Below are 23,762 nucleotides of genomic sequence, written 5' to 3'. Positions count from 1 at the left end.
CGGAGCCATGGCCAGAGACGGCCATGGCTCCCTTGCGCCTAGCTCTGGCGGACAGCAGCCCTCACGGTTTGCGAGAGGTGGATCGCCCTGGCATCCGCGCCGCCCGGCAGTTGCATCTGGAGCGGGATATAGCCAAAGCTGATGCCGTACAGCGGGTCAGCGTACCCGAGCGCCCCACCGGCACCATCATGGCCAAACGCCTGGTAGCTGCCAAAATCAGAGCCTGGGTGGGGCTTCATGAAAACGACACCGAACGACGCCGGGAAATTCAGGACCCTGTCCACTCCCCACACCTGCTGCTGCCCCATTGCCGCAACAGTATCGGAGTCTACGAGGGCATCCCCCGTCAGGCCAATGGCTGCTGCGTAAACCTGCGCCAGCCCCCTTGCCGATCCGATACCGCCAACTGCGGCAGGGCCAGCCGCCCGCACTTCGCGGCGATTGGGTGAGTAGGGACCCAGGTTTGGCGGTACAAGGCTGTTGACACCGTTGAACATCAGGGCGCCAAGACCATCCGGCGACATCTGGCTTGCGGACATGATTTCAAGCTGTTCGGTCGTAGGTTGCGCGGGACGTACTGCTTCGAACCGATCCTCTTCTGATTCCGGCAGGCCGAGCCAAAAGTCAATGTCCCGGGGTGCGCGGACGGTGTTCTCGTAGAGTTCCTGCAAGGTCAGGCCCGTAATCCGCCGCACCAGTTCCTCGATGACGGATCCGATGGTCAGGCCGTGATAACCGAAGCTTGATCCCGGGCGCCAGTACGGCCGTTGCGTCGCGAGTTTGGGTGCCGCGCGGCGGGAGTCCAGTATGTCCGCGGTTTCCAGCCCCGCGTCCACGTTGATCAGTCCAGCCTGGTGCGACAAGAGCTCGCGGACAAGCACCCGTTCTTTTCCGTTGGCGCCAAATTCCGGCCAATAGTGAACCACCGTTTGATCAAGGTCCAGCTGTCCTGAGCTGACCAGCGTCGCCAGGGCTATTGCGGCGACGCCTTTTGTCGCCGAGAACGTTCCCGTCAACGTGTCGCGTTCCAGGCCGTCTCCACCGACCAGATCAACCACGAGGTGGTCCTTCCAGTACACGGCCAGCTGGGCGCTGTAATTGAGGTCCTCGGCGAGATAGGCATCAAACTGGGCCTGTACGTCCTCGAACCCGGGTGCGACGGTGCCTGTGGACTGGCTTTTGGCAGGAGCCGTGACGGCTGACATATGCTTCGGACCTTTCCTTGGAAACTAGTGGTGGACCGGCGACTGGCTGCCCGGTGCTGCCGTCCCGGCGGCACCGCGGAGCCAGGCGAGCATTTGCTCAACGGAGTGTTTGGCTGGTCCTGTGTGGGGATGGTCCAGGTGTCCGTGCATGCTGTCCGGTTCCATCTCCATGCGGACTGGCACTCCTGCGGCTTCCAGTTGGGCTGCGAAGAGTTCCCCTGAGGCGCGCAGGGTGTCAGATTCGGAATTGATGATGTAGACGGGGGAAAACCCTTGACGTCGCCCTCCCCGGCGAACGCATGCGCGTCCTTGAACGTGTCCTCACTGCCGGCGAAATTCAGGTTGATGTCCCGGATGAAGTCCGGCCCGAAGGCAAGGTCAGCGGGAACGCCGGCCATCTTCCCGCGCAGATCCTCGTTGAGCGGGGGAAGCTCGGCGTGGACGAGAGGGTATGCGAGCAGCAAGGAAGCAGGCATCTGCCCGGATTCGTCCCTCAGCCGTCCCGTCAGCGCGGCAGTCAGCGCGGCGCCGGCGCTTGCCCCGCCAAGATGAAGGTCTCCCACAGTCTGCAACCCCAGAGATTCAAGATTCTCACTTGCCCAGCGCCAACCGGCGAGTACGTCGTTTGACGGGGCCGGATACTTCACGCCGTGAAGGGCCTTGCGATAGTCCAGTGACAGCACTGAAATTCCGTGCGAGGCGAGGTAGAGGCTGACCCAGTGCGCCTCGGGCATGTCCAGGTCGCCGGCAATGAAGGCCCCACCGTGGACCCAGACGAGTCCAGCCAGGGCTTCGCCGGGACAACGGTACAGGCGTCCGGGGACCCGGCCCTCGGGGGTCGGGACATCAATGTCGACTGCAGATACAGCGACCAACTCCGGATAGATGGACACAAGTGACTGGTGGTCTGTGTCAGTTCTGGGGTCCGGGAAGGGCCCGTTCAGCTCCAGGCCGCGGATCAGCTGGCTTACCATTGATGTACTCGGGACTTGCGTGCCTGTATCGGCCATGTCTTTGTCGTTCCTTCTCTTGAGGGGCCCTAGTCCTGGACAAGTTCCAGCGTTGCCTGCAGCGGGAGTTCGTTGACGGAGGTGCCGATGCGGAGGGTGTACATGCCCGGCTCGTAGGTCCAGCCGTTGTCCCAGTACGCAAGGAGCCGGGTGGGGACGTCCACACTGGCTGTAACGGTTTCGACGGCTTCTGCCCATACAGGAACGGAGGCGACAAGCCATCGGATAGGGCGGTCGACGGCGGAGTCTGGCCTTTCCGCGTATACCTGCACGACGTTCTTGCCGGCGCGGGCGCCGCTATTCGTAAGTGCGATGGTGACTGGAAGAGCTGTATCCGCCGTGGCTGTGGCCGGGGCATCCACGGAATCCAGGTTCCAGTGCGTGTAGCCAAGCCCGTACCCAAATTCGTATGTCGGCGTCCTTTCGGCCTTGAGCCAGGCACGGTAGCCGATATGGATCCCTTCGTCGTAGGTGAGGGTCCCGTCGGCCTCGGGCGTGACATTGATGACGGGCACGTCCTCCCGGCGTGCGGGCCATGTGGTGGGCAGTCGGCCCCCGGGCTCGGCTTCCCCCGTCAGGATGTCGGCAAGTGCATGGCCGAACTCTTGACCGCCGAAGTAGCCGATCAAGGTCGCCGCTACTTCGTCGCGCCAAGGCATCAGGACAGGCGAACCGGAGTTCACGATGACGACAGTGCGGGGGTTGGCAGCCGCCACGGCGTGGACCAAACGGTCCTGCGTGCCGGGGAGTTCGAGGGAGGAACGGTCGTATCCCTCGGACTCAACGCGGGAATTGGTGCCCACTACGACGACCGCAACGTCGGCAGCGCGCGCAGCTTCCACCGCTGCGGTAATGAGGCCGTCGGGGTCCGCATTGTCGGCTTCGGTACCAATCGTGATTCCGAGCGTGTTCGATAGTGCCCCTGCCGTCTTGCTGGTGAGTTCTACCCGTACGTTGAGTGGGGTGCCCTCGACCACGTCCACCGGAACCGAGGCTGCTGGCGGCGCGAGCAATGCGGCCCCCAGGTCCGTTCCAACAGCTTCAACCGTGGCGTCATGGACAAGTACGCCATTCACGAAAATACGGCCATGCCCCACGCTGGAGAAGCCGAGCCGAATGGTGCCGGTCTCGTGCGGTGTGTAGATGGTGTGGAACTGAACCGTCGATGCTGTCGAGATGGGTGCGTCTCCTCCGAACCAGACCAGCGCTGTAGAGCGTCGGTCCTCGGTGAAGAGCTCGTGACCGTTGGCGTCCAAAAAGCGAACTCTGATGCCGGGGGCTCCGGTGACCGGATTGGTGATTTGTTCCAGGGGGAATTCCGCGATCCCTTCCTGCACTACCGCTCCCACTGTGTAACTGACGTTGTCTGGACCGAAAGCAGCGCGGATCCCGTCCAGGGGCGTGACTATTCTTTCGGGAACCACCGTGGCGGAGCCGCCGCCCTGTGTGCGGGCGTAGCGTGCGTTGTGTCCGATGACCGAAACCTTTCGGACCGCGGTTGGATCCAGTGGAAGCAGGCCGTCGTTTTTCACCATCACGGTACCCGCAATAGAGGCTTCCCGGGCGAACGCGACAAGGTCCTCCCGGTCCGCGGGTTCGGGCCGGACGGCCTCGAAGCCTTCCAGGGCACCCACCCGGGCGGCGAGCTGCAGAATCCGCAACACCTTCCGCTCGATCGCGGATTCCGGAATCCGGTCGGCTTTCACCGCCACGACGAGGGCTTCACCCCAGGGGCCATCCGGCCCCGGCATAACGAGGTCCTGGGAAGCGGCGGCACTGTCGATGCTGCGGACTGCAGTCCAGTCGCTGATGACCACGCCGTCGAAACCCCATTCGCTGTTCAAGGGGGTTTCCAGAAGGTCGTTTTCGGTCGCGGTGATGCCGTTAATGGAGTTGTACGCACTCATCACCAGCCACGCTTTCGATTCAACGATGGCCTTTTCGAATGCGAGAAGATAAAGCTCCCGCAGTGGCCGGTCCCCCACCTTGACATCGACGGTGAACCTGTCAGTTTCAGAATCGTTGGCCACGTAGTGCTTGGGGGTGGCGCCCACACCATTGCGCTGCACACCTGACACGTAGGCGGCCGCCAGCTCGGCTGTCAGCACCGGGTCTTCACTGAATGCTTCGAAGTGCCTTCCCCCCAGCGGGGAACGGTGCAGGTTGATCGTCGGCCCCAGGACCACGTCCACTCCCTTGCGCCGGGCTTCAACAGCCGACGCCGCCCCAAGCCGGTCGGCGATGGCCCGATCCCACGAGGAGCTGATGGCGGCAGCTGATGGAAAGTTCATGGACGGCTCACGCTCGTCCCAGACTTCACCGCGGACGCCCGTCGGACCGTCTGAGAAGAGCATGCGCCGCAGCCCGATCTTTTCGAGTGGCCAGGTAGTCCAGAAATCACGTCCCGTCAGCAGTTGGATCTTTTCCGCAAGTGTCAGTTCAGCCATCAGGGACTTCAGTCGTGCGTCGGTGCTGTGGTCGGTTTTTGCTGCGTCGGTGAGGAATTCCATGGTGGCTTTCTTGGCTGTTCTTGCGTTGATGTTCTTGCTGTTTTTCAGGCTACGCCGGCCTGGAGGTCCTGCTGGTGCTGGAGTTCCAGGAGGCGTACTCTGTCGGCCCGGTGTTTGGCCTGACGGTCGGGATCGGGAATCGGAGCGGCCATGAACAGCCGCTGCGTGTAGGGGTGTTCAGGTGCTCCGGTGACCTGATCGCCGTCGCCCCATTCGACGATCTCGCCGTGGTACATCACGGCAACGCGGTGGCTGAGGTGCCGCACCACGGCGAGGTCGTGGGAGACGAAGAGGTAGGCGACACCGGTGAGTTCCTGGATCTCGATGAAGAGTTCCATGACGCGGGCCTGCGTGGAGAGGTCCAGGGCGGACACGGGCTCGTCGCAGACGATGAGCTTTGGATCCAGGGCGAGGGCCCTGGCGATGGCGACGCGCTGGCGCTGTCCGCCGGAGAATTCCCGCGGCAGCCGGTGCGCGGCGCCGTGCGGCAGCCGGACCTGGTCCAGCAGTTCGGCCACGCGCTGGTTGGCCGCCTTGCGGTCCACTTTGCGGACGGTGAGCGGTTCGGTGAGGATCTGCTCGATGGTCATGGAGGGGTTCAGCGATGTGTACGGGTCCTGGAAAACCACCTGGATCTCATTGCTGAGTTCCTTGCGCTGGGCGCGGGGGGCCTTGGAGATCTCCTCGCCGCGGTATTTGATGCTGCCGCCGGTAACGGGCGCCAGCCCCAACACGGCGCGGCCCAAGGTGGTCTTGCCCGAGCCGGACTCCCCTACGAGGCCCACAGTCTCACCCGGCCGGATGTCAAGGGAGACGCCCTTGAGCGCCTTGAACGGTTCCTTCCGGAAGCCCTTGAGCGGATATTCGACGACGACGTCCTTGACGTCGAGCAGGGTGTCGGTCATGACGTCACTCCTTTCAATTCCTGGGGCTTGGCTAACTGCGCTGTGCCGGTGGCCGGGATGTACTGCCCGCGGGGGGCGGTGTCTTCGAGGATCGCGTCTAGCAGCTGGCGGGTGTACGGGTGCTGGGCATCGTTGAAGATTGCCCGGACAGGACCGGTTTCCACGACGCGGCCGGTCTGCATCACGGAGACGCGATCGCAGAGGTCGGCAACCACCCCGAAGTTGTGGGTCACCAGGATGACGCCCATGTTCAGTTCATCCTGGAGCTCGCGAAGCAGGTTCAGCACTTCGGCCTGCACCGTGACGTCCAGGGCGGTGGTGGGTTCGTCGGCGATCAGCAGGTCCGGATTGCAGGACACGGCGCCGGCGATCAGGACGCGCTGGGCCATGCCGCCGGAGATCTGGTGCGGGTAGGAGTTGAAGGTCCGTTCCGGGTTGGGGATGCCCACCTTCGCCAGCAGCACCAGGGCACGTTTGCGGGCTTCAGCCTTGGAGATGCCCAGGCACACCCGCATGGGTTCCATTAACTGGCTGCCGATGGTGAACGCGCCGTCCAGGTTGGACATGGGTTCCTGCGGGATGTACGCGATGCGCTTCCCGCGTACCTTGGTCATCTCCTTCTCGGAGAGGTGCGCCAGATCCTTGCCCTCAAAGAAAATGGAACCACCTGTGATGCGCCCGTCCTGGGGCAGGAGCCGGAGGATGGAGAACGCAGTCTGTGTCTTGCCGGAACCAGATTCGCCGACCAGGCCGTGCACCTCACCGCGCCGGACTGTCAGGCCCACGTGGTTCACCACGTGGGTGGTGGACCCGTCGGGCTGGTCGTAGCCGACTCCGAGGTCCGTGACTTCCAGCAGCAATTCGCCCGTGTCTGTGCCCGGCTCTTCGGGATGGACGACGGCGGCGTCCCCGCGCTTCCCGGCGGCACCTTCGGCGTCGGCTGCTGCAGTCGCTGCCGCGGCCTTGCGGCCCTTCTTCACCGGACCGCTGCTGCGCTCCAGCTCGTCGCGCATGGCGTTGGCCAGCAACGTCAGGGCGATGCAGACAAGACCGATGACCAGGGCTTACCACAGCACCAGCGCGGGTGCTTTGAAGATGTTGATGAAGCCGTCGTTGAGCATGCTGCCCCAAGTGGGGATGCTCCGATCGCCCAGCCCCAGGAATTCCAGTCCGGCCTGGATGGCGATGGCGATGCCCAAGACCATGGCTGACTGGATGATGACCGGTGCCCGGACCACGGTGAGGATGTGGCGGCCGATGATCCTGAAGTCGCTTAAGCCGGAAACCCGTGCCGCGTCCACATAAAGTTCGTTGCGGACTGCGGTAACGGACGCATAGACAAGCCGGAAGAAAGCCGGCGACAGCAGCACACCGAAGATCATCATGGACAACCACATGGAGGGGCCAACTACTGCGCGGGCCGCCAGCAGGACCACCATTCCCGGCAGGGCCATCAACAGTCCGGTGAGCCATGAGGAGACCGCATCGAACCAGCCGCCGTAGTACCCGGCGATGAGCCCAGCCGCGACGCCGATGACCAGCGCCACGGCGAGAGCCACCACGGCGCCGGCGAGGCTGAACTGGCTTACGAAGAGCAGGCGGCTGAAGACATCGCGTCCGGCGCTGTCGGCCCCCAGTAGATGCCCGGATCCGGCCTTGGCCAGCACATCCTTGAGGGTGGCCTCGTTGGGATCGTGCGTTGCCAGCACTGGGGCCAGGAGGGAGGCCAGTGCCACCAGGAACAGGACAAGCAGCGATGCCGCACCTGTCGGGTGTGTTACGAGCTTGCGGAAGAGGGAAATCTTGGCTGCCGTGACGGGCAGTGCGGGAGGAGCGTCGATCATGACAGCCGAACTTTCGGATTGAGCCAGCCCTGGGCCAGGTCGATGATGAGGTTGACGGTCACCACGATGGCAGCGGTTGCAAGCACGACTCCCATCACGACCGGGATGTCACCCTGGCCGGTGGCGGCGACCGTGATCTGCCCGAGGCCGGGCAGGGCAAAGATCTGTTCCACGATGACGGCGCCCCCCAGCAGTCCAATGAACTGAACGGCAAGTACAGCCAAGGCCGGTCCGCCCGCGTTGCGCAGCACGTGCTTATAGACAACGCGGTTGAAGGACAATCCGCGGGCGCGCAGCGTGCGAACGTAGTCCTTGCGGAGCGCATCAATCAGTGAACCGCGGATCTGCTGCACCACGGCGGCGACGCATCCGATGGAGAGGGCGATGATCGGCAAGGTGACCGTCGCCGCCCAGCCGCCGAACGACGTCGTAATGGGCACATACCCTGTGGCCTTGAACCACTTGAGGTTGAGCGCGAACAGGGAGACCAGACCCAGCGCGATCAGGAACCCGGGGATAGCGAAGCCGAGGACACCCACGAACTGGACTACGCGGTCGATCCAGCCGCGGCGGACTGCTGCCCAAACAGCCACGACTACCGAGATAAACGCAGCGACGATGGTGGCGCCGAGGACGAGGGAAAGCGTGACCCAAACCCTGCTGCTGACACCGGTGCTGACGAGCTGGCCATTGAACCAGGAGCGGCCGAGTTCGCCGGTGACGGCTCCGGTAATCCAGTCCCAGTACTGGACAACGAGGGGACGGTCGAGACCCAGCTGGCTTGCCTTCATGGCAACTTGGGCGTCCGTGGCGGTGGGGCCCACGATGCGGCGGGCGATGTCGCCGCTGCCTGAGTACAGCAGCAGGTAGGCGACCGTGGTGATGACGAACAGCAGGAGGACGCCGGAAACCAGGCGCTTCAGCACGAATCGGTACATTCGAAAATCCTTTGAAAACGTTGCTGAGGTTGCCGGCCCGGGCAATGTCGCCGGACCGGCAACCCTCCGCTACGAAGCGGGTGTGAACGACCAGATGTAGGGGTAAACGTTGCCGGTCTGGAGTTCGACCTTGGTCTTCGCGTCAGTTACGAAACTGTTCTGCGGACGGTACCAGGGGGCAAACCAAGCCTGCTCCACGATGTACTTGTTCAGTTCCTTTGCTGCCGACTTCTGCTCGTCCCCGGAACCCAGGTGGATCTTGTTGATCAAGCCGTCAACCGTCGGGTCCTCATACTTGTAGGGATTCCACGCTGAATTCGGGGCAATCTTCATGTTGATGAGCTGCCAGTCCGACTGTTGCTCCAGGATCATGTAGCTCGCGGCGTACTTTGCTGCCAGGAGATCGGCAATGAAGTTGTTGCCGGCGTCGACCGTCTCCACTGTGACTCCCACTTCCTTGAGCTGCTGGGTGATCAAGGTGAAGATTGAGCTGTTGACGAGCGGTGTGGACGGCATTTGCAGCGTGAAGCCGTTCGCGTAGCCCGCGTCGGCCAGAAGCTTTTTGGCCTTGGCAGGGTCATAGGCATAGCGGGAGTCCAGGGAAGCGTCGTAAGCGTCCGAGGACGGCGGGAAGACCTGGGTCGTGGTTGTTCCGCGGCCTTGGTTGACAGCATCCAGCAGCGCCTTTGTGTCGAAGGCGTAGTTCAACGCCTGCCGGACCCGGACGTCCTTGAGGGCGGCGTTGGTCTTGCCGGCGCGGTCGAACAAGATCAGTCCAGTCCAGTTGCCCTCGAAGGTGTTGTTCTTGTAGCCCGCCGCTTCGGCCTCCTGGATCATCGAAATGTCAATGAGGGAACCGTTGAGCGTTCCGGCCTTGACGGCATTGAGGAGTGACGTCTGTTCCGGGTAGACGTTCAGCACCATGTTGTCGTAATGGACCAGGCCTTTGTTCCAGTAGTCAGGATTGCTCTTGTACGAGTATGAGGTCCCGGTGACTGTGGCTGCGGTATCCAGGATGTAGGGGCCGGATCCGACAGGTTTGGTGGCGATGTCCGCGTTCCCGAAGGATGCCGGGCTCTGCATGAACGATGCATCCTTGGACAGGTAGCCGAGGAATGCGGGGTCTGGGGCCGAGAGGGCCAGTTCCAGGGTCGTGCTGTCCACAGCAGTGGCTGTCTTGAGTGCTGCCAGGAACTGGGCGTCTGCCGACGTTCCGGCCTTGAATCGCTCCAGGTTCTGTTTGGCTGCGTCCGCGTTGAAGGGGGTGCCGTCGGTGAATTTGACGTCGTCGCGGAGCTTCAGGGTCAGGACGGTTTTGTCGTCATTGTACTTCCACTCGGTTGCCAGCATGGGTACCAGCTTTCCGCCAGGTTCCATGCGGAGCAGGGTGTCATACACGGCCTGGTAGAAGGGCGAAACGTTCGCAAAGTCGGAGTCGGCAGCAGCAAAAGATTTCGGCGCCATGAGGGTGCCCAGCGTGAGCGTTTGCGAGGAGTGCTCCGCAGAGCTTTCCCCCCCTCCACCGCAGCCGGTGAGGCTCAGGGCAACGGCGGCAGCAAGTGCGGCCATGCGTGTAGGTCGGAACATCATTGGTCCCTTTCACGGTCAGTGGCGTCCACCATGGACAGCCATTGAAAGAGACCGTAACATGAAAACAGACCATGCGGTATGTTTTCGCTGCCGCTATCGATTTTTCGCCAAATGTGACGCGCCGCACAGCTGTTGACGCCCGCCCCGGCGTGCCTTGTCCAAGGTTGTTAGAGTTTCAAGATGACTGAAACAGCGACCACTGCCGCCGCACGGGAACCGCGGCGCGACCGGCCGCGCGGAACCTACGCCAAGACAGAAGCACGCAGGCAGGAAATCCTGACGGCTGCCTTCGAGGTTTTTTCCACGGCTTACTATCGGGCAGGATCGATCCAGGACATCGCTGACAAGATCGGTCTGACGAAGACGGGCCTCCTCCACCATTTCCCCAGCAAAGAGGCCCTTCTCGAGGCCGTCCTGACCCTTCGTGATGAAGACTCGTGGGCGGCTGCCGGAATCGTCACCGACAACGGCATGGAAACGCTGAATGGCATTGTTCGGCTCGTGCACAACAACACCACTGTGCCGGGACTTGTTGCCTTGCATTGTGTGTTGTCGGCCGAATCAACAGACCCCACACACCCCGCCCACGAGTACTTCCAGCGACGTTACGACTGGGTGCGGGAAGTTGGTGGGCAGGCCTTCTCAGATTTGGAACGGCAGGGTAAGTTGCGGCACGGGGTAACGCCCGGGGCAGCCGCACGGCAACTGGTGGCACTCATGGACGGGCTGCAGGTGCAGTGGTTGCTGGACAACGAGTCCGTGGACATGGCCGATGAGTTAAAGAACTTCCTGGGTTCCATCACTACCGAAAAGTTTTAGTGCCCCCGGCAGGAACGTATTCCTGCCGGGGAACCACACCGTTTTACAGGGCTGCCCTCAAGAAGGTGAGCAGCTCGCGGTTGAACTCTTCCGGCTCGTTCCAATGGGGGCAGTGCCCGCTGTTTTCGAAAACGGAAAGGGAAGATTTGGGCATGGTATCTGCCAGCCACTGCATGCCTTCAAGCGGGAAAGACGGCGAGAAGCGGCCCGTGGCTACCCAGGACGGAACATTCACGGTCGGTGCAACGTCCCGCCAGTCTGCTGTGAAGTGATCCACCAGGAGCGGAAGTACAGCGCCATCGGGAAATTGCGTGAGGCCGCCCACCTCGGAAAAGAGTTGCGCTACGTGGGGCGGCGCTGGAGGCTCAAGTGCCGGATTGCCCCATTGAAAGCGCCCGTTAACGGAATCCCACACATTGGCCCATTCGACGGACCGGACACCCCAGGCCCACGATTCGTCGTTAACGATTTTTGGCGACTGATCGATTGCTACGAACGCGCGAACGCGGTCCGTTCCGTACAGGTCGAAATATGCGAGACAGACGGAGACGCCCAAGGAATGCCCAACGAGGGCTACCTCGCCAAGCTCCAGATGCTCGAGCAATTCCCCGACGTCCTTGCCCAGGCGGGAGACACGTTGACCGCTGCCCGGGAAGTCTGAGCGGCCGTGGAACCTAAGGTCGAGCGCAATTGTCCTGTAACCTGCGGCGACCAAAGCCTGGCGCTGGAAGGCCCAGTGTGCCGCCTGGCAGGTGAATCCGTGAACAAGTAACACCGCCGGACCGGAGCCGAAGTCATCGTAAACCAGTTGTGCGCCGTCTGAGGTTCGAAAGGACCTTGTTTGACCAGTCATTGCTGCCTCCTTGGGCAATCGGTCGAAAGTGATGAGGTTGTAGCTCTAAAAAGGAGACTCCAAAGGCCGGGCTGATTCGCGGGCAGCCCGGCCTCAGGAACATCCGGCGCTTTCAGCCCGGAAGTGGCGTTTCAGCCGAAGACCACGCCGCCGTTGACGTGGAGCACTTGTCCGGTAATTGTGCCGTTGCCCGGCGCCAGGAGAAACGCGATGGCTGAGGCAATCTCCTCAGGCTTGGAAAGCCTTCCGAGGAGGGACATCCCGGCGATTCGCTCGCGATCTGCATCGTTCAAAACATCAGTCATCGGTGTTTCAGTCGCCCCGGGAGCAACCATGTTCACGCGCACCTGATGGGGCGCGAGCTCACGGGCGTATCCGCGTACCAAGCCGATGAGCGCGGCCTTTGAGGTGGCGTACGCACCGTTACCCATGAGCCCGCCTCCTGTGAAAGCTGCGGCGCTGCCAAGGACGACCACCGACCCGAGACGGCCTGCGCGTAGAAGGTGGGGCCCTGCGGCCGAGATCGTGTTCTGGACTCCGATGACATTGATGTCGAGTACCCGCCGGAATTCGGCAGCATCGATGTCCAGCAGCGCCGACCGGCTGACTATCCCGGCAGCGGCCACAACCCCGGTCAGTCCGCCACCTGCCGCGAATTCGTCGGCTGCGCGGCGCATGGCCCCAGCGTCCGTGACATCAGCGGCCACGGCGACATGACCTTCTCCGTCCAACGACGCCACTGCATCTGCCGCGGCTGACGGGTTCACGTCGACAATAGCTACGCGTGCGCCCCGGGCCGCAGCCTGGCGGGCACAGGTGAGGCCGATGCCGGACGCACCGCCGGTTATGAGGACAGCTTCAGCTGTCCCGGATTCGTGGTCATTCACGTCAATTACTCCTGAAGATTCATGTTTAGAGGATCGCCATTGCGTTGGCCGGGCTGCCAACTCCGCCCAGCAGGTTCAGCGGCTGGGCCGTGAGGAAGACGTCATATCGGCGTCGGGCGGCGCAGGCAGCTGCCAGCTCATCGAGCGCCCAAAGCTCGCCAATGCTCAGCCCAAGCAACGGGATCAGGATACGGTGCAGCATCCCCGTGTGGCTGGAGGCAGGCATCGCACCTGATAGTTCCGCCTGGACGGTGAGTTTGGAATCCGTTGCTTACCAGGCTTCGAGCGCGATGTTGTCGGACGCCGCCACCGCTACTTGATGGTCCCAAAGCCACGCGGCCGATTCTTCGGTTTGGCTTAGGCCCGGCGAGCGGAGGGCGCCGTCCGAGCGGTTGGCGTCCGCCCGGATGTGTTTGAGCCATCCTGTGCGGATCATGATGATGTCGCCCGGCCGGATGGTGCTCCCCTGCCATTCAAGCGTTGAATCCAGATCAGCCACCGGAATTTGTTCGTTGGTGGCCTGGTCGATCGGGCGGCCGACCGCGTCCCGGTAGGCACCGACGTCGATGAGCAGGCCACGGCCGGCGATCCCCCGTTCGGCCACGGCCTGTATTCCGAGGCCGGGTTTTCCCGCCACCAGCCCGTTGGGATCCGCGTCATTGTAGAAGCCGTGGTCCGGATGCCCGAAGTGTCGCAACCCGTCAATTTGCGTCGACGCCTGAAGGAACAGATTGTCGATCCGGTCGTCGCGGTGGAAATCGTTGAGGCCGAACACAGTGTGTTGAATCGAACCGCGGTGGGCAATGATGGGCGGCTCGAATTCCGTCAACGGCAGGTTGAGCGGTATGACTTCGCCCGTCAAAATACTCTCACGGGCTTCAAGGACACGGGCCGGTGTGAGGTGGTTCAGGGTGCCCAGCTGGTCGGCCGGGCCCCACAGGCCCCAGGCCGTTCCCCGCAGCCGGTCGGGGCGATCAAACAGCTGGTAATACCGGGGAAATTCCCCGGCCGGGGAACGGCGTGAAGCTTGATGAGTGGTCATCGGGTGATTAGGCTTCGCCGTCCGTCATGACCTGGTGGATCTCGATCATGTTGCCGGCGGGGTCAGTGAGGAAGATCTGGTGCCAGCCTTCGACGGACCAGACGCCCCAGTCGTCGAACGGGATGTTGTTCTCGGTGAGGCGTGCCTTGATGGCCTCGATGTCATCGGTCCGGAACGCAAAGTGTCCTCCGATGAGCGGGTTGACCGAGTGTCCCTCCTGGGCTGCGAGGTACGGCTGGCGCTGGGTGGCGTGGATCTGCAGTTCGTTGGGGTCGCCGGCTTCGTAGAACTTGGCGGCTGTATCCCACTCGGCGTCGCCGTCGATGTCGTTGTCTGCATTTTTGGACGTGGCGATCATCTTGGGCGAGGGGAGCTGGTTCAGCCCCAGCGCCTTTCCGTAAAAGTCCGTCAGGATCGACATGTTGTCTGAAGTGACATTCACGTGGTGGAGGCGGAGGTATGCCATTGACTTTTCCTTTGATGTGATGGGTTGGTTATTGCGGACAAGAGTGACCGGAGTCAGAGGTCGACCCGATAGCGGGCCACTTTCTCCGGGTCGAGCTGGATGCCGAGGCCGGGGCCCTCAGGAACGCGCATGTATCCATTCTCAACAATGAGCGGCTGATCCAGCAGATCATCGGCCATGTCCAGGTAGTTGGACAGTTCAGCTGCCGAACGCGAGGTAATTTCCTGGGACGCACCGAAGACGAGGGAACAAACGGTTCCGACTTGCGCATCGATCTGGTTGCCGATGACCGCTTCGAGGCCCAGCCCTTCGGCAAGGTGGGAAACGCGCAGCGAACCTGAGAACCCTGTTCGGGCGGTCTTGATGCTCACAGCGGTCGCTGCTCCTGCAAGGATTTCGCGGGTAACGTCAGCCGGCGTGGGCGCACTTTCGTCCGCGACGAACGGCACAGGACATTGGGAAACAAGCCAGCGCCTGCTCAACACATCGTCGGCGGGGCAGAGCTCTTCCACGCGACTTAGTCCCACAGCTTCGAGATCCCGAAGTGCCCCGGCCGATTCCGCCGCCGTCCAACCCCGATTCCCATCGATGTACAGTTCCGCGTCAGGGCCAAGGGCTTCCCGGACTGCCTTGCACACTTCCACGTCCAGGTGGACGGGGCGCCGTCCGACCTTGATCTTGAAACTCGAAATGCCCAACGTCTCCCTTAGCTCGACAGCCTCGGCGGCAACTGTGTCCGGATCATCGAACCCCAGCATGTGGCTGACCTGCAAGCCATCAGCGAAGCCTCCAAGAAGGCGATGTACCGACGTGCCGATCGTCTTGCCCCAGGCGTCCCACATTGCCATGTCGATGGCGGCTTTGGCAGTGGGATTTCCTACCGTTCGAGCCAGGCGCGACCGCACCGCCTCGCGGTCGAGGATGGAGAGCCCGATGATGGCAGGGGCGAAAATCTTCTCGATAACGGCGACAATCGATGCCTGCGTCTCACCATAGGTGTAAGGCCGCGGAGGGGCTTCGGCAAACCCGACCACACCATCGCTGGTGACCACTTCCACAAGCACATTGTCCGCTACATCAATCGATCCGCTGGCAAAACGCAGGGGCTTGCGGTAAGGAATCGCGTACGGGACGGTCCGTACTTCGACGATTCGTGGTGCAACTGCACGCTCACCCGCGGGTGTTGTTTGAGTGGCTGGTTGAAGTAACAAAATTTTGCTCATCCTTTGGTGTGGCTTTGGTGGAGGTCATCCCCGGGCGTGTGCCCCGGCAACATCTGTTTCGAGACTGGTAGTCCCACGGAGCCCGCCAGTCTTCCGGTCAGCCCACCCGATGAGGATGTAGACGAACACTGCAGCGAGGCCGAAGAAGCCCGACATCACCAGAAGGCCGGCGGAGCTTGAGCCGGTGAGGTCAGTGAGCCAACCCTGAATGTAAGGGCCTACGAGGCCGCTGACGTTTCCGACAGAGTTGACGAGCGCGATGGACACTGCGGCGAGGGCCCCGGCATACACCTGGGCAACGGTCGCCTGGAAGGTGGACAGAGTCGCGAAGAAGCCCGCAGCGGCGATGCTGATACCGATAAGTGACAGGAACGGGTTTCCGGAGAGCACGCCAATGAGGAGTCCGAGTGCTGCGGCAACCATGGGCAGGGTGAGGTGCCAGCGCCGTTCGCCGGTTCGGGAGATGCTGCGGACGATGACAAACATGACGATGGCGGAGAATGCCCACGGGATCGCCGAGACGTAGCCGGACCCGACGACGTCCAAGTGGAACTGCTCTTTGACGATCGTCGGAAGGAAGTACGTGATCGACCAGAAGCCGATCAGGATAAAGAAGTAGGTGATGGCGAAAGCCCACAGCGACGGCCGGCGGAGCGCGGCGGGAAGCTGCTTCAGTTCGTGTGCTCCGGAGCCCGAGCGCTGGGTGACATTCTCCGCCAGGTACGCCTTTTCCTCGTCATCGAGCCAGGCCGCCTTCGCCGGGGTGGAGGGCAGAGCAAAGAAGATGACAACTGCAAGGATAATTGCCGGAACACCTTCAATCAGGAATACCCAACGCCATCCGGCAAGGCCAGCTACGCCGTTCATGAGCATGATCGACGAGGTCACGACGGAGCCCACCGCCAAGGCGACCGGAACAGCGAGGTTCAGCCAGGACATCGCCTTGGGCAGCAGCCGGGCTGGGCACCAAAGCGCCAGGAAGAGCGCGGTCCCCGGCGAGTAGCCGGCTTCCGCAAGTCCGAGAAGGAACCGCATGATGTGAAGGCTGACTTCGTCCTGCATGAACGCCATACCCATCGTCACCAGGCCCCAGGTGATCATGATGCGGGCCAGCCAAATGCGCGCCCCTACCTTCGCAAGGAACATGTTCGAGGGGATCTCGAACAGCAAGTAACCGATGTAGAAGAAACCCGCGGCAAGGCCGAATGTCGCTGCTGTAAGGCCCAAATCTTTGGACAGGGGCCCTGCGATCACCCCAAGGTTGGCTCGATCGATGTAGGCAATGAACATGCCAAGCATGAGGATTGGAAGGACCTTCAGGGTCACTTTGCGGAAGACCCGAGCTTCAACGCTCAGATCTATCGGGGTGGTGTTTGTTTTCATCATGACCTCTCTTCGTTGAGGGGGCTCTGGGTTTGGTGCCGCCTTGAAAAAGGTTAGTGAGAGATTGTTCCGAAGAGAAATACCAATTCTCTTTCCTTTGATAGGCAAAGCAGAAAGATCCTCGCCTGCTACTTAGGCCCGTGGGCTCACCATGCGCAGCCGACCCCAAGGTCAGCTCGGGCTAAATAGCAGGCACGCTCGAAGATCACTCGACGAACGTCGGGACCTCGGGTGGCGCCGTCGTCGGTTCTATAAAGACCTGCGTGACGGATCGCGACGGCGCCCTCCAGGCGGCCAACAATCAAAACGGACATCGGATGCAAAGGGCGCGGCCATGCCACGCCGGCCCTCGCGAACCTCTCGTCGGCGCCCGTCAGCCCGTCGTTATTGGCGGCGGTCGGGAAGGCCAGGAACCAGCAGCACCTTGCAGGCGTCTTGGGAGAGAAGCTCGATGGCTTCCTCGAAAGCCGACAGGGGAAGACGGTGGGTAATGAATTTGGAGAGGTCTAGTTCGTCATTCGCCACGAGCGCAGCAATTCGATCCCAGGTTTGCCAAAGGGACCGCCCGAAGCTGCCCGTGAGAGTCAGACCCTTCTTGATTAGGTACGCCGCGACGTCGATCTCGATTGGCTTACCGGGGATTCCGACGGTCACAACCGTCGCCTCCCGGCGGACCGCTTCCAGCAGCGGCGGCAGTGCGGTAAGCACGCCAGAAGCTTCGAAGGCCACATCAAAACCGGACTTCTCCCCCGAGAGCCCCCGGCAAACACTGATGACATCACCGTCGGGAGATAACGCTATTGCTCCCAGTGCTTCGATAACACCCTGCCGGTAGGCATTGGGTTCCACGACGACCACTCGGCTGGCACCCAAGGCCCGGGCAATTGCAGCAATAAACAGGCCGACTGGACCACCACCGCTTATCACAACGTCAGCCCCGGAAAGCTCAACCCTGGACCGTTGAATGGCGTGCATGGCGACCCCCGCCGGCTCGAGAAGGGCGCCCTGTTCCAACGGAAAGTCCGCCGGCAATTTAAAACATGCCGTGGTAAGCGCAACAAGCCGCTCGGCAAAACCACCATCGAGATGAAGCCCGAGTAGTTCCATGTTCAGGCAATTGTGGGCGTCACCGTTTCGACAGGGATAGCAATCCCAGCAGGCAACATGGGATTCCAGGGCAACCCGGTCCCCCACCTTGAGCGACTCGACAGCTGAACCAACTTCGATGACGGTGCCGGCGCACTCATGGCCCAGAACAACCGGCATTTTGAGATTGAACGCCTGCGCCATGGGTGAGTACTCGTAGAGGGCCCGGTCAGTTCCACAAACCGAGGCTGCGGCGACCTGAATCTTCACTTTGTCCGCGGAAACATGCGGCTCAGCATACGAAGCGTGGAACTTGACTCCCCGCTCAGGACAGGCCTTGACTATCGCACGCATGGTGCGGAGGGCAGTAGCGGATTCTCGTTCAGAAGCACTAAGGGACGTCATTGTGAACCTATCTGTTGCGCCCAAGAGAATCAGCATCTCGTCGATGCCCGTGCGACTGCCGCCCGCAACTCCGCTACGTTGGACCAAGGGCGGAGAGGCTGGACCGGCTTGCGTTGAATTGGCTTGGGCAGGATTGGAGGGCAACTGGTGCGCCTCCAAAGATAGTTTGAGAGTCAGCCCGGCAGAAATACCGATTCACGCTCATCTGATAGCGAAGCCGGAAAGGTCGGGGGTGGGCAATGCGACTTCCGAGACTTGGAGCACCGCAGCAAGTGCAGGAGATGTGTCATCCTTTCGCCACGTCAAAGTGGCAAACATGTGGCTGGGGTGAATGTCGTCCAATTCCCGGTAGACGATTCCGACGGATTGCGACGGAGTTACCGAACTGAGTGTGATGGTGATGCCCGCGCCGGCGGCAACGAGGGCAAGAGCAGTAGAGGAGTCAGGAGCCACTTGGACGATCTTCGGCCTGAATCCGGCAGTAATGCATAACGCATACATGGTGGCCTGGAGAATCGAACCTGTATCAGCGGGCAGGCTGACAAACTCTTCGTCGTGAAGGTCCGCCAAGGAAAGACTGGGCTGGGCCGCGCGAGGGTGGCCTTCCGGCAGGGCGCACAAAATTCTTTCGACTTCGACAACGCGGGACTCCAGTTCCTTCTGGGGGGTGGGAAGTCGCGCGAAAGCGAGATCCAGTGATCCCTCAAGAAGCTTGTCCAATGCCGTGTAGACGTAGGTCTGGGACTCCAGCTGCAACTCGATCCCCGGGTGGGACTCGCGCACAGCTCGGGTCAGAATCGGTAGGGCGCGCTGACTCGAGGCGCCGGCGAAAGCGATTCTGACGCGTCCCTGTTCCCCCGCAGCAATTGACTCGGCCAGGTTCTGGACCGCAGACACTTGACTGAGTACCTTTCGCGCCGGTACCAGGAGCCTCGATCCTGCATCCGTCAGTGCAACCGTACGGGTGCTTCGTTCGAAGAGCTGAACGCCCAAACTTTGTTCAAGTTGCTTGATGCGTGCACTTAGCGGCGGTTGCGACATATGCAGCCTCGCGGCCGCCCGGCCGAAATGCAGTTCCTCGGCCACGACGGCAAAGGCCTCAAGATCCTTTACTTCCACTTCGTCATCCTCACGCAGCCGCTCCATTGTTCTGAATTTCAGATCAGTTTACTCGGTATTGGTATCGGATGGACACGTTATCTGTCCTTCTTTCCGGGCATACTGAAAAGAACGTGTTGCACCGCCGCAACGGAGTTCCGTGCATGCCGACGTGCGTGGAGGAAGGAAAATTGTCATGGTAGAACGTCTCCTCGTTACCGGGGGTGCCTCTGGAATCGGTCGTGCCATCGCCTCGCGCGGGCTGGAGCAGGGGTGGGAGGTCGTGGTCATCGACAAGCAACCCGCGGACCTCGGCCGTTCAATCACAGCCGATTTGTCGGACGTCGACAGCACGGCGGAAGCCCTCGAAGCCGCCCTGTCCGAGGGTCCAATCACACGGTTGGTCAACAACGTTGGTGCAGTTTTCCCCGCCCCGCTCCGCGAACAGTCCCTGACCCAGCTCGATCAGTCACATGCGCTTAACCTCCGTTGCGCCGTCCAGTGCACCCAGGCTGTTCTTGACGGCATGACGCAGGCCGGGTTCGGCCGGATCGTCAATATGTCATCGCGAGCAGCACTTGGTAAGGAACTGCGCACTGCTTATGCGGCCGCCAAAGCGGGCCTTATCGGACTGACCCGCACCTGGGCCTTGGAACTGGGTCGGGAGGGAATCACAGTTAATGCCATCGGACCCGGGCCCATCGCCACGGAACTCTTCATGAAAGCAAACCCGGAAGACTCACCGCGGACAAAAGCCATCATTTCCTCCGTTCCTGTGGGAAGGCTCGGCCAGCCGGAAGACATTGCCAACGCTGCAGGGTTCTTCCTGGACGAGCGGTCCGGATTCATCACGGGGCAAACCCTCTACGTATGCGGTGGACTCACGGTCGGAACAAATCCTGTCTAACACGCGCCTCGCGCAACCCAGCCACATGCCGGGGCAGTCCCGCTAAATGGTGCATGCGTTGACTGCATTGGACACGGCCAATTTTGTAGCAGGCACCGCGGTGCCGACTGTTGCCTTAAACCGCGCAGCCCCGAATGACAGAAACAGATTGAAATGGATAAAACCCTATGAACCAGGCTTTTGTGTACGACGCTGTGCGTACCCCGTTTGGCAAGTTCGGTTCCGGTCTTGCCGGGGTGCGGCCGGATGACCTTGCCGCGCATGTGATCAGGGAGTCTGTGCAGCGGGCTCCCGGGCTTGATGTTGAGCGGATTGATGAGGTGGTGTTCGGGAACGCCAACGGTGCCGGTGAGGAGAACCGCAACATCGCCCGGATGGGGACCCTGCTGGCCGGGCTGCCGGTCTCGATCCCGGGGACTACGGTGAACCGGCTGTGTGGGTCGTCGCTGGACGCGGCGATCATCGCGTCCCGGCAGGTCAACGCCGGCGACGCCGATCTCATGCTCGTGGGCGGGGCGGAGTCGATGTCCCGTGCCCCGTGGGTGCTGCCGAAGACGGAGAAGCCCTACCCGGCCGGGGACATGACCCTGGCCTCCACCACCCTGGGGTGGCGGCTGGTGAACAAGGCCATGCCGAAGGAGTGGACCATCTCCCTGGGTGAGGCCACCGAGCGGCTGCGCGAGAAGTACGGGGTGACCCGCGAGGCGCAGGACGAGTTCGCCGCTGCCTCGCACAATCTCTCCGCCGCGGCGTGGGATGAGGGGTTTTATGACAACCTGGTCGCCCCGGTGCCCGGGACGGACCTGGCGCGGGATGAGGGCATCCGTGCGGGTTCGTCGGCCGAGAAACTTGCCGGGCTGAAGACCGTCTTCCGGACCGAGGACGGCACGGTCACTGCGGGGAACGCATCCCCGCTGTCCGACGGCGCCTCCGCGGCCTGGATCGGGTCCGAGGCGGCCGCCGGGCTGCTGGGGCTGGACCCGCTGGCCCGGATCGCCGGGCGCGGCGCGCACGCGAACGATCCGCAGTATTTCGGCTACGCCCCGGTGGAGGCGGCGAACAAGGCCCTCGCCAAGGCGGGGATCGGCTGGGACCAGGTGGGCGCCGTCGAACTTAACGAAGCCTTTGCTGCGCAGTCCCTGGCCTGCATCAACGCCTGGGGGATTGACCCCGGAATCGTGAACCAGCACGGTGGGGCGATCGCCATGGGCCACCCGCTGGGTGCTTCCGGCACCCGGATCCTGGGCACCCTGGCCCGGTCCCTGCAGGCCTCCGGGCAGCGCTGGGGCGTCGCCGCGATCTGCATTGGCGTGGGCCAGGGCCTGGCCGTGGTACTCGAGAACGTCACCGCTGGAAAGGACCAGTAATGCTGACTTTTGTTGATTCGGTCCAGGAGGCCGTGGCCGGCATCAAGGACGGTTCCACCGTGATGATCGGCGGGTTCGGCAACGCCGGCCAGCCGTTCGAACTGATCGATGCGCTGCTGGAGTGCGGCGCCACGGACCTGACCGTGGTGAACAACAACGCCGGCCAGGGCGACCAGGGCCTGGCCCTGCTCATCAAGGAAGGCCGGGTGCGGAAGATGATCTGCTCCTTCCCGCGGCAGTCCGACTCCTGGCACTTCGACGCCAAGTACAAGGCCGGCGAAATCGAACTGGAGCTGGTGCCGCAGGGCAACCTCGCCGAACGCATCCGCGCCGCCCGCGCCGGCATCGGCGGGTTCTTCACCCCCACCGGATACGGAACCATGCTGGCCGAGGGTAAGGAAACCCGCATCATCGACGGCCGTGGGCAGGTCTTCGAGACCCCTATCCACGCCGACGTGGCCCTGATCAAGGCCCTGAAGGCGGACGGGAAGGGCAACCTGGTGTACCGGAAGACGGCCCGGAACTTCGGTCCCATCATGGCCGCGGCGGCCAAGCACACCATCGTCCAGGTCTCCGAGATTGTCCCCACCGGCGGGCTGGACCCGGAAAACGTGGTCACCCCCGGCATTTACGTCAACACCGTGGTAAGAGTTGCCCGCAGCGGCAGCGCAGCAGAAAAGGTGGCCTGAGATGAGCCTCACCGAAACCAGCATCAAGACCTCCGAGACGCCCCTGGGCCGTGATGACCTGGCCCGGCTCGTGGCCCGCGACATCGCCCCGGGCTCGTTCGTGAACCTCGGGATCGGCCAGCCCACCCTGGTGTCCAACTACCTCACCGAGGAACAGAACATCACCCTCCACACCGAGAACGGAATGCTCGGCATGGGACCCGAAGCCACGGGCGGGGAGATTGATGAGGACCTCATCAACGCGGGCAAGATCCCGGTCACCGAACTGCCCGGCGCATCGTACTTCCACCACGCCGATTCCTTCGCGATCATGCGCGGCGGGCACCTGGACATCTGCGTCCTGGGCGCCTTCCAGGTCTCGGCCACCGGTGACCTCGCCAACTGGCACACCGGGGCGCCCGGGGCAATCCCCGCCGTCGGCGGCGCCATGGACCTGGCCACCGGCGCGAAGGACGTCTTCGTCATGATGACCCTCCTCACCCGCGATGGCGCCTCCAAAATCGTCGAGGCCTGCACCTACCCGGTCACCGGCGTCGGCTGCGTCACCCGCGTCTACACCGACAAAGCCGTCTTTCTCACCGGCCCCCACGGTGTCACCGTCCGGGAGACCTTCGGCTGCACCCTCGAAGAACTCCAGGAACTCGTCCCCGTCCCCCTCAAGGCCGCTTGATACCGTCCCCACGTCGGCCAAGGACCCGAGCCCACCCGGCGCTCTACCAAGCCGTCACCACGTACTTGGCCTACTGCCTCTCCGGCTTTCGCAACCTATCTGATCCGGCATGACCGGAGGAGATAAGTTTGCCTCCAGGTAGCGCTATGGAGCATGCCCTTGAAGCATCCCTGATGCTCCAACAGGTTGCCTCCGACTCCCAACTGTCCCTGCGGATGAGCAAGATGAGCAAGATAGAACCTCAAATCATCACAGGAATGCCAAGATAACTGTATGAAGCCGCGCCTCTTCGATCTCCGTTCTACATGGCAGCTTCCCGCCTCGCCCGAGAAGGTGTGGGCGGTGATTGCAGACGTCGATATGAGTTGGCCCCAGTGGTGGCCGCATTGCACCTTCGCTGCGCCATTGGAGCGAACCGAAGCCGCGAGCGGAGCCCCGGAGGAAATCCTGAAGGCCACCACGGCCCACCTGAACTTCAAGGCGTTCCTGGGTTACACGCTCACCATCACCATCCACCCTACAAAGGTCTCCGCGCCTCGTGAGATAGAGTTCGACGCCGGCGGTCACTTGCAGGGCACGGGCCGAGTAACCCTTGTCCCCCAAGAACAGGGCAAGACGACCCGTATGGACATAGAGTGGCGCGTGCGGCCTACCCGGCGCTGGATGAACGTACTGACACCAATTGCCGCTCCGGCCTTCGTCGCAGCACATGCCCTGATGATGCGCCAGGGGGAAAAGGGCTTGCAGCGAGAACTGGCCAACAACCGCGCAAAGAAACCTGCGTAGACCCGTCTACATTCACCTAGCCAGCTGAGGACAACAGTTCTAGGATGTAAGCAAGTTAGCCGAGCTGGGGAGCCTTCGC

General features: G+C 62.3%; 23 protein-coding genes and 1 pseudogene. 6 read left to right on the top strand and 18 right to left on the bottom strand.

Going from position 1 to position 23,762, the window contains the following annotated elements:
* Nucleotides 1-38: 38 nt before the first annotated feature.
* The 9 genes and pseudogenes from NMQ03_RS09075 to NMQ03_RS09040 all read right to left on the bottom strand — a co-directional run bounded on the left by NMQ03_RS09075 (nucleotide 39) and on the right by NMQ03_RS09040 (nucleotide 9,981).
* Entirely contained in the window at nucleotides 39-1,205 is a 1,167-nt protein-coding gene (locus NMQ03_RS09075) for a serine hydrolase domain-containing protein (RefSeq protein ID WP_255175282.1), read from the bottom strand.
* 24 nt (nucleotides 1,206-1,229) lie between these two features.
* The gene (locus NMQ03_RS09070) at nucleotides 1,230-1,376 is read right to left on the bottom strand and encodes a hypothetical protein (protein ID WP_255175281.1); all 147 of its coding nucleotides are present in this window, start codon (nucleotides 1,374-1,376) and stop codon (nucleotides 1,230-1,232) included.
* Nucleotides 1,377-1,403: 27 nt separating this feature from the next.
* Nucleotides 1,404-1,939, bottom strand: a pseudogene (locus NMQ03_RS21160) (alpha/beta hydrolase fold domain-containing protein); the annotation flags it as partial.
* A gap of 305 nt (nucleotides 1,940-2,244) precedes the next feature.
* The gene (locus NMQ03_RS09065; RefSeq protein WP_255175280.1) at nucleotides 2,245-4,725 is read right to left on the bottom strand and encodes a beta-glucosidase; all 2,481 of its coding nucleotides are present in this window, start codon (nucleotides 4,723-4,725) and stop codon (nucleotides 2,245-2,247) included.
* 44 nt (nucleotides 4,726-4,769) lie between these two features.
* Nucleotides 4,770-5,630 (bottom strand): ATP-binding cassette domain-containing protein, encoded by an 861-nt coding sequence (locus tag NMQ03_RS09060; RefSeq protein ID WP_255175279.1) that lies wholly within the window; start codon nucleotides 5,628-5,630, stop codon nucleotides 4,770-4,772.
* Nucleotides 5,627-6,643, bottom strand: a complete 1,017-nt coding sequence (locus NMQ03_RS09055) for an ABC transporter ATP-binding protein (protein WP_255175278.1) — start codon at nucleotides 6,641-6,643, stop codon at nucleotides 5,627-5,629. Before NMQ03_RS09055 ends, NMQ03_RS09060 begins: the two co-directional genes overlap by 4 nt.
* 51 nt (nucleotides 6,644-6,694) lie before the next feature.
* A complete protein-coding gene (locus NMQ03_RS09050) occupies nucleotides 6,695-7,474 on the bottom strand; it encodes an ABC transporter permease (RefSeq protein WP_255175277.1) in 780 nt (259 codons plus the stop codon).
* Nucleotides 7,471-8,412: an ABC transporter permease gene (locus tag NMQ03_RS09045; RefSeq protein WP_255175276.1), complete on the bottom strand. Its 942-nt coding sequence runs from the start codon at nucleotides 8,410-8,412 to the stop codon at nucleotides 7,471-7,473. The genes NMQ03_RS09050 and NMQ03_RS09045 overlap by 4 nt, the downstream gene beginning before the upstream one ends.
* Nucleotides 8,413-8,481: 69 nt before the next feature.
* Nucleotides 8,482-9,981: an ABC transporter substrate-binding protein gene (locus NMQ03_RS09040; protein ID WP_255175275.1), complete on the bottom strand. Its 1,500-nt coding sequence runs from the start codon at nucleotides 9,979-9,981 to the stop codon at nucleotides 8,482-8,484.
* Between the two features lie 201 nt (nucleotides 9,982-10,182).
* Here NMQ03_RS09040 and NMQ03_RS09035 point away from each other — a divergent pair, with 201 nt between their 5' ends.
* Nucleotides 10,183-10,821: a TetR/AcrR family transcriptional regulator gene (locus tag NMQ03_RS09035; protein WP_255175274.1), complete on the top strand. Its 639-nt coding sequence runs from the start codon at nucleotides 10,183-10,185 to the stop codon at nucleotides 10,819-10,821.
* Between the two features lie 43 nt (nucleotides 10,822-10,864).
* On the opposite strand, the gene NMQ03_RS09030 is transcribed toward NMQ03_RS09035, so the two are convergent.
* From NMQ03_RS09030 to NMQ03_RS08990, 9 genes are all read right to left on the bottom strand, one after another.
* Entirely contained in the window at nucleotides 10,865-11,674 is an 810-nt protein-coding gene (locus tag NMQ03_RS09030) for an alpha/beta fold hydrolase (protein WP_255175273.1), read from the bottom strand.
* A 131-nt stretch (nucleotides 11,675-11,805) separates the two neighbouring features.
* Nucleotides 11,806-12,561: an SDR family NAD(P)-dependent oxidoreductase gene (locus tag NMQ03_RS09025; RefSeq protein ID WP_255175272.1), complete on the bottom strand. Its 756-nt coding sequence runs from the start codon at nucleotides 12,559-12,561 to the stop codon at nucleotides 11,806-11,808.
* Between the two features lie 25 nt (nucleotides 12,562-12,586).
* The gene (locus NMQ03_RS09020) at nucleotides 12,587-12,763 is read right to left on the bottom strand and encodes a hypothetical protein (RefSeq protein ID WP_255175271.1); all 177 of its coding nucleotides are present in this window, start codon (nucleotides 12,761-12,763) and stop codon (nucleotides 12,587-12,589) included.
* Between the two features lie 69 nt (nucleotides 12,764-12,832).
* Complete coding sequence (locus tag NMQ03_RS09015; RefSeq protein WP_255175270.1) at nucleotides 12,833-13,423, bottom strand: cyclase family protein; 591 nt, start codon at nucleotides 13,421-13,423, stop codon at nucleotides 12,833-12,835.
* A 187-nt stretch (nucleotides 13,424-13,610) separates the two neighbouring features.
* Nucleotides 13,611-14,069, bottom strand: coding sequence for a VOC family protein (locus NMQ03_RS09010; protein WP_255175269.1), 459 nt, complete (start codon nucleotides 14,067-14,069; stop codon nucleotides 13,611-13,613).
* Between the two features lie 53 nt (nucleotides 14,070-14,122).
* Nucleotides 14,123-15,292 (bottom strand): mandelate racemase/muconate lactonizing enzyme family protein, encoded by a 1,170-nt coding sequence (locus NMQ03_RS09005; protein ID WP_255175268.1) that lies wholly within the window; start codon nucleotides 15,290-15,292, stop codon nucleotides 14,123-14,125.
* A 24-nt stretch (nucleotides 15,293-15,316) separates the two neighbouring features.
* Nucleotides 15,317-16,678 carry an MFS transporter gene (locus tag NMQ03_RS09000; protein WP_255175267.1) on the bottom strand — a complete coding sequence of 454 codons (1,362 nt, stop codon included), beginning with the start codon at nucleotides 16,676-16,678 and terminating at the stop codon, nucleotides 15,317-15,319.
* Nucleotides 16,679-17,059: 381 nt separating this feature from the next.
* Complete coding sequence (locus NMQ03_RS08995; protein ID WP_255175266.1) at nucleotides 17,060-18,115, bottom strand: zinc-binding dehydrogenase; 1,056 nt, start codon at nucleotides 18,113-18,115, stop codon at nucleotides 17,060-17,062.
* 252 nt (nucleotides 18,116-18,367) lie between these two features.
* A complete protein-coding gene (locus NMQ03_RS08990; RefSeq protein ID WP_255175265.1) occupies nucleotides 18,368-19,312 on the bottom strand; it encodes a LysR substrate-binding domain-containing protein in 945 nt (314 codons plus the stop codon).
* Between the two features lie 148 nt (nucleotides 19,313-19,460).
* Here NMQ03_RS08990 and NMQ03_RS08985 point away from each other — a divergent pair, with 148 nt between their 5' ends.
* The 5 genes from NMQ03_RS08985 to NMQ03_RS08965 all read left to right on the top strand — a co-directional run bounded on the left by NMQ03_RS08985 (nucleotide 19,461) and on the right by NMQ03_RS08965 (nucleotide 23,683).
* A complete protein-coding gene (locus tag NMQ03_RS08985; protein WP_255175264.1) occupies nucleotides 19,461-20,171 on the top strand; it encodes an SDR family oxidoreductase in 711 nt (236 codons plus the stop codon).
* A 167-nt stretch (nucleotides 20,172-20,338) separates the two neighbouring features.
* A complete protein-coding gene (locus NMQ03_RS08980) occupies nucleotides 20,339-21,538 on the top strand; it encodes a thiolase family protein (RefSeq protein ID WP_255175263.1) in 1,200 nt (399 codons plus the stop codon).
* Complete coding sequence (locus NMQ03_RS08975; RefSeq protein WP_255175262.1) at nucleotides 21,538-22,227, top strand: 3-oxoacid CoA-transferase subunit A; 690 nt, start codon at nucleotides 21,538-21,540, stop codon at nucleotides 22,225-22,227. The genes NMQ03_RS08980 and NMQ03_RS08975 overlap by 1 nt, the downstream gene beginning before the upstream one ends.
* A gap of 1 nt (nucleotide 22,228) precedes the next feature.
* Nucleotides 22,229-22,897 (top strand): 3-oxoacid CoA-transferase subunit B, encoded by a 669-nt coding sequence (locus NMQ03_RS08970; RefSeq protein WP_255175261.1) that lies wholly within the window; start codon nucleotides 22,229-22,231, stop codon nucleotides 22,895-22,897.
* Between the two features lie 273 nt (nucleotides 22,898-23,170).
* Nucleotides 23,171-23,683, top strand: coding sequence for an SRPBCC family protein (locus NMQ03_RS08965; RefSeq protein WP_255175260.1), 513 nt, complete (start codon nucleotides 23,171-23,173; stop codon nucleotides 23,681-23,683).
* Nucleotides 23,684-23,762 lie beyond the last annotated feature (79 nt).

Origin of the sequence: Arthrobacter sp. DNA4 (assembly GCF_024362385.1) — a bacterium.
Classification (GTDB): Bacteria; Actinomycetota; Actinomycetes; order Actinomycetales; family Micrococcaceae; genus Arthrobacter.
This window is presented reverse-complemented; position numbering and strand designations above follow the sequence as displayed.